A 12,936-nucleotide genomic window follows, 5' to 3' on the forward strand; every position below is an offset into this window, starting at 1 on the left:
CACTTACGACGCCTCCTTCGGCGGTACGGGCGCCACGAAGGCGGGGAGCAGGCCGATGAGGACCGCGGCGGCCGGCCACAGCGGCAGGCCGGGGGCGACCAGGGGCACCACCCCGGGCTTCAGGCCTTCGGGGTCGAGCGTCACGGCGTAGATCATCAGGGCGGCGACGGCCGCGCCGGAACCCGCCACCAGCCAGGCGCGGACACCCCACCGGTCGGGACGGTAGCGGGTACGCACACTGCGCCGGCCGCCGAGCCGGAGCCCGGCCAGGGCGAGCGCGAGCCCGACGAGGAGGACCGGCAGGCCGTAGCGGGCGCCCTCGGCGGCGAGCAGACCGTAGGTACCGGCGCACATGCCGAGCAGGCCGCCGAGGGTGAGGACATTGGTGGTGTGCCGGACGGCGGGCGGAACGTCCGCGGTTCGGCCGTAGCCGCGGGCGTCCATGGAGGCGGCCACGGCGACGGAGCGTTCCAGGGCGCCTTCGAGGACGGGCAGACCGATCTGGAGGACGGCCTTCACCCCGCCGGTGGGCCGGCCGCGCAGCCGGCGGGCGGTCCGCAGGCGGAGGACGTCGGCGACCATGTTCGGCGCGAAGGTCATGGCGACGACGACCGCGACCCCGGCCTCGTAGAGCGCCGCCGGGAGCGACTTCAGGAGGCGGGCCGGGTTGGCGAGGGCGTTCGCCGCGCCGACGCAGATGAGGAGGGTGGCGAGTTTCGCGCCCTCGTAGAAGGCGAAGACGAGCTGCTCGGCGGTGGTCCGGCCGCCGAGGCGGATCCCTTGGGCCCAGGAGGGGAGGGGGATCTCGGGGAGGGTGAAGAGGACGTGCGTGCCGGGGATCGGGGAGCCGAGGACCACGGAGAAGACGAGCCGGAGGGCGAGGACGAACAGGCCGAGCTTGAGGAAGGCGGCGTAGGAGCGGGCCCAGGGGGCGTCGGTGCGGCGGGCGGTGACGACGTAGCCGGCCACGCCGACGATCAGGCCGAGGAGGAGGGGGTTGGTGGTCCGGGAGGCGGCGGTGGCGAGCCCGAGCGCCCACAGCCACCAGGCTCCGGCGTGCAGGGCGTTGCCGCGGCTCGCCTCGGGGGCGCGGAGCCTTTGGATGTACGTCGGCCGGCGGAGCGGGACCGGCCGGCGGGCCATGGCTCCGCCCGGCGCGGAGGCGGGCCGGGCGGTGGCCCCGCCCCTGCCGTGCGGGCCCCCTTCGGCGCGGCCGGCCGCGGCGGGGCGAGCCGCGCTGGGGCTGCGCGGGGCGGTTGTGGCCCTGCTGGGCGTTGGCGCGGCGGGGTCGGGGGTGCGCCCGGCCTGCGGCCGGGCGGTGTTCCCACCCGCACCACCCGTGCGGGTCGTGGGACGGGTGCGGGTGGCCCCGGTGGGTGGTGCCGCGCCGTCGGCGTCCGCGCCGCCGTGCGTCACGGCCTGGCCGGGTGTTTCGGGAGCGTAGGCGTCTGCGGCGTCGTGCGTTACGGCCTGGCCGGGCGTTGCGGCAGTGTTGGCGTCTGCGGCGTCGTGCGTCACGGCCTGGCCGGGTGTTTCGGGAGCGTAGGCGTCTGCGGCGTCGTGCGTTACGGCCTGGCCGGGCGTTGCGGCAGTGTTGGCGTCTGCGGCGTCGTGCGTTACGGCCTGGCCGGGTGTCGGGGCAGCGTCAGCGCCGTGCGCCACGGTCCGGCCGGGCGTTGCGGCGGCACCGTCAGCGCCGAGCCCCGGGTGGTTGGGGCCGGTCATCGGGAGCGGCGGCGGGACTGCCAGAGGGTGGCGGCGGCCAGGGCGAGGACCGCGGCGATGCCGGCCAGCAGGCCGAGGGACGGGCCACCGCCGTTGTCGCTGTTGTCCGAAGCCGTCGGCTGGGCGGAGGAGTCGGGCTTGGTTTCGGTTTCCGAGATCTGGTCGCCGCAGCCCTGCCGCGGGTAGCCCGAGATCGCGCAGAGCAGCGCCGAGCTGTTGTAGCGCAGCGGCTTGGCCACCGCGGCCAGCGCCTCCGCCGCCGTGGCGGCCGGGGCCACCTGCGCACAGGCCGTGCGCGGGGTGTCCTGCGGCGGGGTCTCGCCTGAGGGCGCGTCCGCCGGGATGCCGAAGTCGACCACCAGAGCGACCCGCTTCTTGCCGTCCGCCGCCGGGGTCGCCCCGCAGATCGCCGCGAAGTCCGCGGCCACCCGCGGCTTCGCGGCGTCCGCCGAGGCGTCCTTGCTCACCGCGAAGCGGAAGCCCTGCACCGTACCGTCGGCCGGGCGGGCCAGCGAGGGTCCCTGGGTGGCATACGTCCACCCGCCGCCCGCCGCGCCGTCCCAGAACGACCAGTACCGGTAGCCGGCCGCCGCCGCCGGAGTGCTGAGGAGCACGCCCAACAGGACGGAGAGGAGCAGGGCCGGTGCGGCCAGGTGCCGTCGGGTCACGGCTGCTGCTTCTTCCGGCGTCCGCTGAGCAGGATGCCGATGCCCACGCCGGCAGCCGCGCCCGCGCCGATCATCCACCAGATCTTGCCCGAGGAGTCCGAGGAGTCCGAGGAGTCGGACGCGGTGTCCGCCTCCTTGGTGTCCTTGGCGTCCTTCGTTGCGGTCGTCTTTGCCGGGGTCGGGCCCTGGGCGTTCAGTTCGGCCACCAGGTCGGTGCCGCCGAATGCCTTCGGGTTCGCGCCGCCCGCGTGCGCGGCCAGGATCAGCTGGGCGTACGCGGCCGGGCCGGCCGTCTTCGCCCAGCCTGCGGCGTTCTTCTCCAGCCAGGCCAGCGGCTTCGCGGCGGCCTGCTTGTGGCCGGCCGCGGCCAGGGCGACGACCGCGTCCGCCGTGTTGCCGAAGTCGGGCTGGTCGGTCGCGCCCGGCATCGCCGACATCAGGTGGTCGCCGGAGGAGGCCAGCTTCGTGTTCAGGTAGGCGGCCCCGCCCAGCGCCGACTGCGCCGGGTCCTTCGCGCCGCCCGCCTCGCAGGTCACCGCCTTCGGGTCGACCGGCTTGTCGGCCGCCGGGGCCGCCACGACCAGCCCCTTGCCGAGCACGCCCAGCACCGCAGCCGCGGTCGCATCCGGGTTGGCGGGCAGCTTGCCCGCCGGGTCCGGCTGGCTGGCGAACGCGCCCAGCTCCTCGGGCTTGGACACGCCCTCCTGTACGCAGGCGAGCTGGAGGCCGCGCAGCGCGTCGTACGCGGTCTTGCCAGCCTTGGACTTCACCGCGTCCGGCTGCTCGCCCGCCGCGGCCAGCGCGCCGGCCACGATGCCGGTCGAGTTGGCGTCCGTACCGAAGTCCATGGTGCCGCCGGGGCTGTAGCTCCAGCCGCCGTTGTCGTTCTGTACGGACTTCAGCCAGCCGGTGGCCTTCTTCACCTGCTCCGGGTGGCCGCCGAGCGCGGTCAGCGCCTGCACCGCCGCCGCGGTGGCGTTGGTGTCCAGGACCGTGGACGCGTCGCACGCCTTGGCGGTGTCCGGGCGGAACGAGGGGAACGCACCGTTCGCGCACTGCTGTCCGACCAGCCAGTCCACCGCCTTGGGGGCGGGGGTCACCCCGGTGGTGTGCTGGGCGAGGAAGGCCAGCGACTGGCGGAAGACGCCGTCGAAGGTCGGGTCGCCGGTGCCGTAGAGGCCGGAGGGTATGACCGGGGAGGGGGAGGGTGACGGCGCGGCGAGGGCGGTGGGAGCGGCGACCGCGCAGAGCACGGCGGAGGCGGCGAGCGCGGCGGCGCTGCGGCGGATGTTCATGACGGGGAGGGTGCCTCTCCTGCTGGGGAGCAGGAGGCTGGTACGGGTGGCACCGGGCTCCGGCTCCGTATGACCTCGACGGTGCCGGTCACCATGTCCGGGACGGGGCATTCCGGCTCCCCGCCGACCGGGTGAGGGCGGCGGGTCACGGCTGCGGGTCAGCGCCGGAATCGCACCGGCTTCCCCCCGTGCGGGCGTGTTGACGACCGGGCCACTCTACCGGCCCGCCCCTGCCCGGACCCGGCCTCATACTGCGCGGTAGGTCACAGGGTCCGAGCCCGGTACGGCCTCCGCCCGGCCCAGTTTCACCAGCCGCCGCAGGTGCGCCTCGGCTTCGGAGACGGCGATGTTGCGCGAGCCGTACGGGATGTCCGCCCACGGCCGGTTCCACTCCATGCGCTCGGCCAGGCCCCAGGGGGTGAGGGCTTCGGCGGCCAGCAGCCGGTGCAGGCCGGTCAGGCGTTCCTCGTGGTGGGCGAGGAGTTCGCGGACCCGGGCCGGGGCGTCGGTGAAGGCGTGCTGGTGGGCCGGGAGCACCTCGGCGGGCCCGAGCCGGCCGATGCGTTCGAGGGAGTCGAGGTAGTCGCCCAGGGGGTCGGTGACGCGGGTGACCCCGTTCTCGTCCGGTGCCTCGTACAGGCCGATGTGCGGGGAGATGCCGGGGAGGAGGTGGTCGCCGGAGAAGAGCCGGCCGTTGCCGGGGAGGTTCGCCGGGTGCTCCTCCTCCAGGTGCAGGCAGACATGGCCGGGGGTGTGGCCGGGGGTCCAGATGGCGCGCAGCCGGCGGCCGGCCAGCGGGAGCAGTTCGCCGGGCTCGATCTCGCGGTCGGGGACGGCGGCGTGCAGGCCCGGCAGGGTGCGCAGGCGGCCGGAGCGGCGGGCGGCGCGGAGTGGGGCGATGTGTTCCTCGGGGGCGCCGGCCAGGGCGAGTTTCTCGCTCATGTAGTCGAACCAGACGCCCGGTTCGGCGGAGCGGGTGCGCAGGACGACCTCGGTGTCGGCGGCGTGCATGGCGATCCAGCAGCCGGAGGCCTCGCGGACCTTGCCGGACAGGCCGTGGTGGTCGGGGTGGTGGTGGGTGATGACCACGCCGTGGATGTCGGCGGGGGAGAGGCCGAGGACGGCGAGCCCGGCGGTCAGGGTGTCCCAGGAGGCGGGGTCGTCCCAGCCGGTGTCGACGAGGACCGGGCCGCGGTCGGTGTCGAGGACGTGGACGAGGGTGTGGCCGAGGGGGTTGTCGGGGATGGGGACCTTCAGGGCGTGGACTCCGCCACCGTGGTCGGTCGCCGTCGCCTGTGTCATGAGACCCCCTGCTGCCGTCCGGTTCGGGCGAGAACTTGTTTCACTTGCTAGTAGTAGCCCAAGTCGACCATCTTGCGCATCTGTTGGTACCGCATTGGATCACCCGTCGCACTTGTGTCCTGGATCTCGACTCCTTGAACTAGAACTGGTATCAGTTCTTCAGCTTCAGCTTCAGCTCACATGTCGTCAGGGTGGTCGCGCAGCCGCAGGAGGCATCAGCCATGACCGAGCTCGTGGAACACGGAAAGCTGTTCATCGGCGGGGAATGGGCGGATCCGCTGGGCGGCGGGACCATCGAGGTGGTCTCCCCGCACACCGAGCAGGTCATCGGCCGGGTCCCGCACGCCTCCGGGGAGGATGTGGACCGGGCCGTCGCCGCCGCCCGGAAGGCCTTCGACGAAGGCCCGTGGCCGCGGCTGGCCCTCGAAGAGCGGATCGCGGTGGTCTCGCGGATCAAGGACGCGATCGCGGTGCGGCACGAGGAGATCGCCCGGTCCATCAGCTCCCAGAACGGCTCGCCCTACTCGTGGAGCGTGCTCGCCCAGGCGCTCGGCCCGATGATGGTCTACGACGCGGCGATCACCGTCGCCCGCGACTTCCCGTACGAGGAGTACCGGGCCGGGGCGCTCGGGCCGATCCTGGTCCGGCGGGAGCCGGTGGGCGTGGTCGCGGCCGTCATCCCGTGGAACGTGCCGCAGTTCGTGGCGGCGGCGAAGCTGGCGCCGGCCCTGCTGACCGGCTCCACGGTGATCCTCAAGCCCTCCCCGGAGTCCCCGCTCGACTCCTTCATCCTCGCCGACATCGCCCGCGAGGCCGGGCTGCCGGAGGGGGTGCTGTCGATCCTCCCGGCGGACCGGGAGGTCAGCGAGTATCTGGTCGGGCACCCGGGTGTGGACAAGGTGGCCTTCACCGGATCGGTCGCGGCCGGCAAGCGGGTCATGGAGGTCGCGGCGCGCAACCTCACCCGGGTCACGCTGGAGCTGGGCGGCAAGTCGGCGGCGGTGATCCTGCCCGACGCGGACCTGGACCTCACCGTGCCCGGGCTGATCCAGTCGGGCTGGATGAACAACGGCCAGGCCTGTGTGGCCCAGACCCGGATCCTGGCGCCGCGCAGCCGGTACGACGAGGTGGCCGAGGCCCTGGTGGCGGCGGTCCGCGCACAGGTGGTCGGCGACCCGCTGGACCCGGCGACCCAGATCGGGCCGCTGGTGGCCAAGCGGCAGCAGCGGCGCTCGCTCGACTACATCGGCATCGGGCAGGAGGAAGGCGCCAAGGTCCTCACGGGCGGCGGCATCCCGGCCGGGCTGGAGCGGGGCTGGTACGTGGAGCCCACCCTCTTCGGGGACGTCGACAACTCGATGCGGATCGCCCGCGAGGAGATCTTCGGGCCGGTGGTCTGCCTGCTGCCGTACGGGGACGAGGAGGAGGCGGCCCGGATCGCCAACGACTCGGACTTCGGGCTCAGCGGCAGCGTGTGGACGGCCGATGTGGAGCACGGCATCGACTTCGCACGGCGGGTGCGGACGGGCACGTACAACGTGAACACCTTCAGCCTGGACATGCTCGGGCCGTTCGGCGGCTACAAGAGCAGCGGTGTGGGACGGGAGTTCGGGCCGGAGGGCCTGAGCGAGTACCTGGAGCACAAGATGATCCACCTGCCCGCCGGGTACCAGGCGCCTGCGCCCGGGGCCGGTGCGTGATGGGGGACCGCTGGCACGTGGAGGTCGACCGGGGGGTCTGTATCGGCTCGGGCATGTGTGTGAACCACGCACCGACGGGCTTCGCCCTGGACTCGGCCCGGCAGTCGCACCCGGCGGCGCCGGAGACGGACGCGAACGAGGGGGTGCTGGCGGCGGCCGAGGGGTGCCCGGTCGAGGCCATCATGATCACCTTGCTCGGCTCCGGCGAACCGGTCTTCCCCCCGGAGGACTAGCCCCGGGCCCCGGCCCCCGGCCCCGGACCGGCCCCTGGCCGCCGTGCGCAGGTCAGCGCGTGTGACACTCCTGCGACGGCTGCCGGAACGCCCGGCGGCGCGGCTGTGGCACGGGGCGGGGAAGCGGATGGGCGGGCACGGGCGAGTGGGCACGGCCACGGCTACGGCTGCGGCGGTGGTCGCCGCGGTGGTGGCACTGGGGGCCGGCTGCGCCAAGCCTGCGGGGCCGGCCGGCGCGGCATCCCCGACGGGTCCGGCGGCCGGCCGGGCGGCATCCGGTACGCCCGCTGCTCCTTCGGCGGCAGCCGGAGGAGCGGCCGAAGGGGCCGTCGCCACCCGGGACTTCGGGAAGGCGGCTGCGCAGGCCGACATCGATGCGGCCACGGCCGCGGCCGGGCTGCCCGCATCCGGTTCGCCCGGGACGAACGCGCCGTCCCTGCCCCCGCAGGGGCAGCCGGATTCCGAGCTGGACGCGCTCCTGGTGCGGGGCTGGGCCTGCACGGCCATGTGGTCGGAGGTCGGGTTCACGGGCGGTCCAGGGCAACCGGAGGACCCGCGCGGGAGGTTCGACGCGACCGTGAAGGAGCTGGTCGCGCGCGGCTGGGCCACCGGGAAGCGGACCGAGGAGCCGGTGAGCGACCCATCCGCCACCGGCGGCGGGAAGCAGAACGGTACGGCCGTCTACGTGCTGCTCACCAAGCGGAACTGGTCCCTCCAAGCCCGGCACACCGTGATCGACTCGATGTGGATGACGGGCTTCACGGCCACCGAGGACGCCTGCGTGAACAGCTTCACGGAACGGGAGCTGAAGCTGCTGGACGAGGCGGGTGACCGGCGCCGGCGGGGCAGCACCCCGGGCGGAGGGGACTGACCGGCCCGGGACGACGCCGGCGCGGGGTCAGGAACCGGACTTTTCCCGGGCCGTAGCAGTAGCAGTAGCCGCAGCCGCGTCGGGAGACGCCGGTACCGCCGTCAGGTCGATCAGGCGGCAGACCGTTTCGATGTCGATCTTGACCTGGGCGATCGAGGCGCGCCCCGAGAGCCAGGTGATCAGGGCCGAGTGCCAGGTGTGTTCGATGACGCGGACCGCGGAGAGCTGCTCCGCCGTCGGCGGGGCCGTCAGGCCCATCGCGTCCAGGATGATCGCCGTCGTCAGCCGCGACACCGTGTCGACCTCCGGGCTCACGCTCCGGTCCGCGAAGGTCAGGGCCCGGACCATGGCATCGGCCAGGTGGGGCTCCCGCTGCAGCGCCCGGAACGCACGCATCAGGGTCTCCGCCACCCGCGCGGAGGGCTCCTCGCCCGCCGGCGGCCGTTTGCGCAGCGTCGTGTGCATGTGCTGGAGCTGGTCCTGCATGGTGGCGACCAGCAGGTGCACCTTGGAGGGGAAGTAGCGGTACAGCGTGCCGAGCGCGACCCCGGAGGACTCGGCGACCTCCCGCATCTGCACCGCGTCGAACCCGCCCCGGCTGGCGAGTTGGGCACTCGCGTGCAGGATCCGGCGGCGGCGTGCCTCCTGGCGTTCCGTCAGGGGCGGGGACGCCGGTGTGGTGACGGCCTTGGATTCCGCTGTCATATGTCCCGTTCCGAGATGTTCCGAGATGTGTCCGAGAAGTTCTTTCCTGCTGTCCAGAGCTGATCCGAGGCTGGTCCGGGGCCGGCCCGGGGGCCCAGCATGGCAGGCCGCGCAGCCGTGGCGCGAATCACCTGCTCCGCCTCTTACGGTGTGGTTCCCGACCGGTAGATTCAATCTCCTTGACGGATCAAATCTAAAACTTGTTCTACATTATCCGAGCGGTTACGCTCCGGCGAAAAGTGCAGTTGAGAAGGGGGCCGAGAGTGACCGCTGAGGCCATGGTGACGAGCCCTTTTGCGGGCGTCGCCGCTGACGGCGACCGCCCGTTGCGCATCGCGCTCCTCACCTATAAAGGGAACCCGTTCTGTGGTGGACAGGGCGTCTACGTCCGCCACCTCTCCCGCGAACTGGTGCGACTGGGGCACACCGTCGAGGTGATCGGCGCGCAGCCCTACCCCGTCCTCGACGAGGGCGCCACCCTGACCGAACTGCCCAGCCTGGACCTCTACCGGCAGCCCGATCCCTTCCGCACGCCGGGCCGCGGCGAGTACCGGGACTGGATCGACCTCCTGGAAGTCGGAACCATGTGGACCGGCGGATTCCCGGAGCCGCTGACCTTCTCGCTGCGTGCCCGCCGCCATCTGGCTGCCCGGGCCGGCGAATTCGACGTCGTCCACGACAACCAGACCCTCGGCTACGGCCTGCTGGCCGGCCTCGGCGCCCCCCTCGTCACCACCATCCACCACCCCATCACCGTGGACCGGCGGCTCGACCTCGCCGCCGCCAAGAGCCGCGCGAAGCGTGCCTCCGTACGCCGCTGGTACGGCTTCACGCGGATGCAGAAGCGGGTGGCCCGGCGGCTGCCGTCCGTGCTGACCGTGTCCGGCTCCTCCCGGCAGGAGATCATCGAGGACCTCGGCGTGGCCGAGGACCGCATCCACGTGGTCCACATCGGCGCCGACACCGACCTCTGGTCGCCGGACCCGTCCGTGGCCGAGGTGCCCGGCCGGATCGTCACGACCTCCAGCGCCGACGTCCCGCTCAAGGGCCTCGTCCACCTGGTCGAGGCGCTGGCCAAACTGCGTACCGAACGCCCCGACGCCCACCTCGTCGTGGTCGGCAAGCGCGCCGAGCGCGGCCCGGTCGCCAAGGCCATCGAGACGTACGGGCTCCAGGACGCCGTCCGCTTCGTCAAGGGCATCACCGACTCCGAGCTGGTGGACCTCGTCCGCAGCGCCCAGGTCTCCTGCGTGCCCTCGCTGTACGAGGGGTTCTCGCTGCCGGCCGCCGAGGCCATGGCCACCGGCACCCCGCTGGTCGCCACCACCGGCGGTGCCATCCCCGAGGTCGCCGGTCCCGACGGGGAGACCTGCCTGGCCGTGCCCCCCGGCGATGCGGGCGCGCTCGCCGCGGCCCTCGGCCGGCTGCTCGGCGACGAGGAACTGCGGGCCAGGCTCGGCGCGGCCGGGCGGGACCGCGTACTGACCCGGTTCACCTGGGCCGCCGCGGCCCGGGGGACCGTCGCCCACTACCGCGCCGCGATCGCCCGCGCCGGCCGCACGCGGTGACCCGTACGCCGTGACCCCGCACTTCCGCCCTCACCTCCACCCTCACCTCGTCACCCTCGACCGCGAAGGCAGGACCTCGTGCTGACCGTCGATTTCTCCCGGTTCCCGCTCGCCGCAGGCGACCGCGTGCTCGATCTGGGCTGCGGCGCAGGCCGGCACGCCTTCGAGTGCTACCGGCGCGGCGCCCAGGTGGTCGCACTCGACCAGAACGGCGAGGAGATCCGCGAGGTCGCCAAGTGGTTCGCGGCGATGAAGGAGGCCGGCGAGGCCCCGGCGGGTGCCACCGCCACCGCCATGGAAGGCGACGCGCTGGCGCTGCCCTTCCCCGACGAGTCCTTCGACGTGGTCATCATCTCCGAGGTGATGGAGCACATCCCCGACGACAAGGGCGTGCTCGCCGAGATGGTGCGGGTGCTCAAGCCGGGCGGCCGGATCGCGATCACCGTGCCGCGCTACGGCCCCGAGAAGATCTGCTGGGCGCTCTCCGACGCCTACCACGAGGTCGAGGGCGGCCACATCCGCATCTACAAGGCGGACGAGCTGCTCGGCAAGATGGAGGCGGCCGGCCTCAAGCCGTACGGCACCCACCACGCCCACGGTCTGCACTCCCCCTACTGGTGGCTCAAGTGTGCCTTCGGCGTGGACAACGACAAGGCCCTGCCGGTCCGCGCGTACCACAAGCTGCTGGTCTGGGACATCATGAAGAAGCCCCTCGCGACCCGGCTCGCCGAGCAGGCACTGAACCCGGTCATCGGCAAGAGCTTCGTGGCCTACGCGACCAAGCCCCACCTCCCCGTGGGCGCGGCACAGTGAGCTCCCCCGGCCGTACGGAACACCTGGTCCTGCCCGGAGTGCTGACGGCCGCCCAGGCCGCGGAGACCGTGGCCGGCATCCTCGCCGTGCAGCGGGCGGACGGCGCGATCCCCTGGTTCCGCGGGCACCACCTGGACCCGTGGGACCACACCGAGGCCGCGATGGCGCTGGACGCGGCCGGGGAGCACCGGGCCGCCGAGCGCGCCTACGACTGGCTGGCCCGGCACCAGAACCCGGACGGTTCCTGGTACGCCGCCTACGCCGACCGGGAGGACGGCGTCGACACCGCCGTGCCCCAGGACGCCGGCAAGGAGTCCAACTTCACCGCCTACCTCGCCGTCGGGGTCTGGCACCACTACCTGGCCACCGGGGACGACGTCTTCCTGGACCGGATGTGGCCGGCCGTGTACGCGGCCGTCGAGTTCGTCCTCGGCCTCCAGCAGCCCGGCGGCGAGATCGGCTGGAAGCGCGAGGCCGACGGCACCGCCGTCACCGACGCGCTGCTCACCGGATCCTCGTCGATCCACCAGGCCCTGCGCTGCGCCCTGGCCATTGCCGAGCACCGGGAGGAGCCGCAGCCGGACTGGGAGCTGGCGGCGGGTGCCCTCGGGCACGCGATACGCAGCCACCCCGAGCGGTTCCTGGACAAGAACCGCTACTCGATGGACTGGTACTACCCGGTCCTCGGCGGTGCCCTCACCGGCCCCGGCGCGAAGGCGCGGATCGAGGAGCGCTGGGAGGAGTTCGTGGTCCCCGGCCTCGGGGTGCGGTGCGTACTGCCCAACCCGTGGGTGACCGGCGGCGAGAGCTGCGAGCTGGCGCTCGCCCTGTGGGCCATGGGGGAGTCGGACCGGGCGCTGGAGATCCTGCGCTCCATCGCACACCTGCGGGCCGAGGACGGCATGTACTGGACCGGCTACGTCTTCGACGACCGGGCGGTCTGGCCGGTCGAGAAGACCAGCTGGACGGCGGGCTCCCTGCTGCTCGCGGTGGCGGCGCTGGGCGGGGACCCGGCCACCGTGGCGGTCTTCGGCGGCACCGAGCTGCCGCCGGGGCTGGACCCGGCCTGCTGCGGGTAGGGGGTCAGCGGCGGGCCAGGAACCGGGCCAGGGCGTGCCCGGCCACCAGGTAGACCAGGGCCGCCAGGCCGTACCCGAAGACCACCCGGGCCCACTCCTCGTCGAAGGTGAACAGGTCGTAGGACCAGCCGGCGAGCCAGGTGGCCGCGTCGTGGAACCAGGCGACCACCTCGTTGGCCCGGTTGGCGTCGAGCAGGTACAGCACGATCCAGATGACGATGACGGCGGCCAGCAGGTCGGCGACGAGCGCCACCAGCCGGGCCGCCGTACCGCTTCCGCTGCGATGGGAAGGCATGTCCCGCGTCTTGCCGGGATGACGCGGTTGAAACCCGGACGGGCTGCCCCCAGTGGCGGGGCCGACGGGGGCGGGTGAGGCTGCGGGGAGTACAGCCGCACCCCGGAGGTCAGCCGTGCCCGTGTTCCGTACTGCCCGTGTCCGCCGTGCCCTGCTCGCGGTGCTGCTGTCCTGTGCGCTGCTGGCGGGGGCCACCGCCTGCGGGGGCGGGGACGGCAGCGAAGCGGGGGCGACGCCCACGCCGGTCAACTCGGCGGAGCAGCAGAAGTTCGCCAAGACCCGGTTCGTGGCGAACGCGGGGCTGGCGGCCGGCGCGACCTGGCAGTGGATCGTCAAGCCCTACCGCGAGGGCAAGTTCAAGCAGGGCGCGGACGGCCGGACCTTCGCGCTGGTCAAGGCGGGACTCGCGGGTGCCTTCACCTACAACCGGCTCAAGGCGGCCATCAACAACGCCAAGGGCGACGAGCTGCTGTCGAGGGCGGTGGCCCCGCTGACCGCGGGGATCGAATCCCTCAAGGAGCTCGGCACCAAGCTGCGCAAGGGCGAGGCGACCGAGGCCGACATCGGCAACTTCGAGAAGGTCATCAACGATGTGAAGACCGCCGGGGCCAGCGCGGGCGCCGAGGTCACCAACCAGGTCCCGTCCACCGCCCAGCTGGGCGGCTGATCCCGCCGGCCGGCA

Annotated in this window: 13 protein-coding genes and 1 riboswitch; of the genes, 7 read left to right on the forward strand and 6 right to left on the reverse strand. The window is 73.3% G+C overall.

The window, feature by feature from the left end:
• Positions 1–3: 3 nt before the first annotated feature.
• The 4 genes from DEJ50_RS23515 to DEJ50_RS23530 form a co-directional block, all read right to left on the reverse strand.
• Complete coding sequence (locus DEJ50_RS23515; protein ID WP_150212315.1) at positions 4–1,143, reverse strand: energy-coupling factor transporter transmembrane protein EcfT; 1,140 nt, start codon at positions 1,141–1,143, stop codon at positions 4–6.
• 578 nt (positions 1,144–1,721) lie between these two features.
• Positions 1,722–2,393, reverse strand: a complete 672-nt coding sequence (locus tag DEJ50_RS23520; protein ID WP_150210076.1) for an SCO2322 family protein — start codon at positions 2,391–2,393, stop codon at positions 1,722–1,724.
• Entirely contained in the window at positions 2,390–3,688 is a 1,299-nt protein-coding gene (locus tag DEJ50_RS23525; protein WP_150210077.1) for a prenyltransferase/squalene oxidase repeat-containing protein, read from the reverse strand. Before DEJ50_RS23525 ends, DEJ50_RS23520 begins: the two co-directional genes overlap by 4 nt.
• A gap of 105 nt (positions 3,689–3,793) precedes the next feature.
• Positions 3,794–3,874: riboswitch (cobalamin riboswitch) on the reverse strand.
• A gap of 60 nt (positions 3,875–3,934) precedes the next feature.
• Positions 3,935–4,990, reverse strand: a complete 1,056-nt coding sequence (locus DEJ50_RS23530; protein ID WP_150210079.1) for an MBL fold metallo-hydrolase — start codon at positions 4,988–4,990, stop codon at positions 3,935–3,937.
• 221 nt (positions 4,991–5,211) lie between these two features.
• Here DEJ50_RS23530 and DEJ50_RS23535 point away from each other — a divergent pair, with 221 nt between their 5' ends.
• From DEJ50_RS23535 to DEJ50_RS23545, 3 genes are all read left to right on the forward strand, one after another.
• Complete coding sequence (locus DEJ50_RS23535) at positions 5,212–6,690, forward strand: aldehyde dehydrogenase (RefSeq protein WP_150210081.1); 1,479 nt, start codon at positions 5,212–5,214, stop codon at positions 6,688–6,690.
• A complete protein-coding gene (locus DEJ50_RS23540) occupies positions 6,690–6,923 on the forward strand; it encodes a ferredoxin (RefSeq protein WP_150212316.1) in 234 nt (77 codons plus the stop codon). Before DEJ50_RS23535 ends, DEJ50_RS23540 begins: the two co-directional genes overlap by 1 nt.
• A gap of 61 nt (positions 6,924–6,984) precedes the next feature.
• Positions 6,985–7,794 carry a hypothetical protein gene (locus tag DEJ50_RS23545; RefSeq protein WP_150210082.1) on the forward strand — a complete coding sequence of 270 codons (810 nt, stop codon included), beginning with the start codon at positions 6,985–6,987 and terminating at the stop codon, positions 7,792–7,794.
• A 27-nt stretch (positions 7,795–7,821) separates the two neighbouring features.
• Here the strand turns inward: DEJ50_RS23545 and DEJ50_RS23550 are convergent, their stop codons facing one another.
• Entirely contained in the window at positions 7,822–8,499 is a 678-nt protein-coding gene (locus DEJ50_RS23550) for a TetR family transcriptional regulator (protein WP_150210084.1), read from the reverse strand.
• A 263-nt stretch (positions 8,500–8,762) separates the two neighbouring features.
• Here DEJ50_RS23550 and DEJ50_RS23555 point away from each other — a divergent pair, with 263 nt between their 5' ends.
• From DEJ50_RS23555 to DEJ50_RS23565, 3 genes are all read left to right on the forward strand, one after another.
• Positions 8,763–10,067, forward strand: coding sequence for a glycosyltransferase family 4 protein (locus DEJ50_RS23555; protein ID WP_150210086.1), 1,305 nt, complete (start codon positions 8,763–8,765; stop codon positions 10,065–10,067).
• Between the two features lie 78 nt (positions 10,068–10,145).
• Positions 10,146–10,880, forward strand: a complete 735-nt coding sequence (locus tag DEJ50_RS23560; RefSeq protein WP_150210088.1) for a class I SAM-dependent methyltransferase — start codon at positions 10,146–10,148, stop codon at positions 10,878–10,880.
• Positions 10,877–11,959 carry a prenyltransferase gene (locus tag DEJ50_RS23565; protein ID WP_150210090.1) on the forward strand — a complete coding sequence of 361 codons (1,083 nt, stop codon included), beginning with the start codon at positions 10,877–10,879 and terminating at the stop codon, positions 11,957–11,959. Before DEJ50_RS23560 ends, DEJ50_RS23565 begins: the two co-directional genes overlap by 4 nt.
• A gap of 4 nt (positions 11,960–11,963) precedes the next feature.
• On the opposite strand, the gene DEJ50_RS23570 is transcribed toward DEJ50_RS23565, so the two are convergent.
• Positions 11,964–12,254: a hypothetical protein gene (locus DEJ50_RS23570; protein ID WP_150210092.1), complete on the reverse strand. Its 291-nt coding sequence runs from the start codon at positions 12,252–12,254 to the stop codon at positions 11,964–11,966.
• A 121-nt stretch (positions 12,255–12,375) separates the two neighbouring features.
• Here DEJ50_RS23570 and DEJ50_RS23575 point away from each other — a divergent pair, with 121 nt between their 5' ends.
• Positions 12,376–12,921: a hypothetical protein gene (locus tag DEJ50_RS23575; RefSeq protein WP_150210094.1), complete on the forward strand. Its 546-nt coding sequence runs from the start codon at positions 12,376–12,378 to the stop codon at positions 12,919–12,921.
• The last annotated feature ends 15 nt before the right edge of the window (positions 12,922–12,936 follow it).

It is taken from the genome of Streptomyces venezuelae, from assembly GCF_008642295.1.
GTDB classification, from domain to species: Bacteria; Actinomycetota; Actinomycetes; order Streptomycetales; family Streptomycetaceae; genus Streptomyces; species Streptomyces venezuelae_C.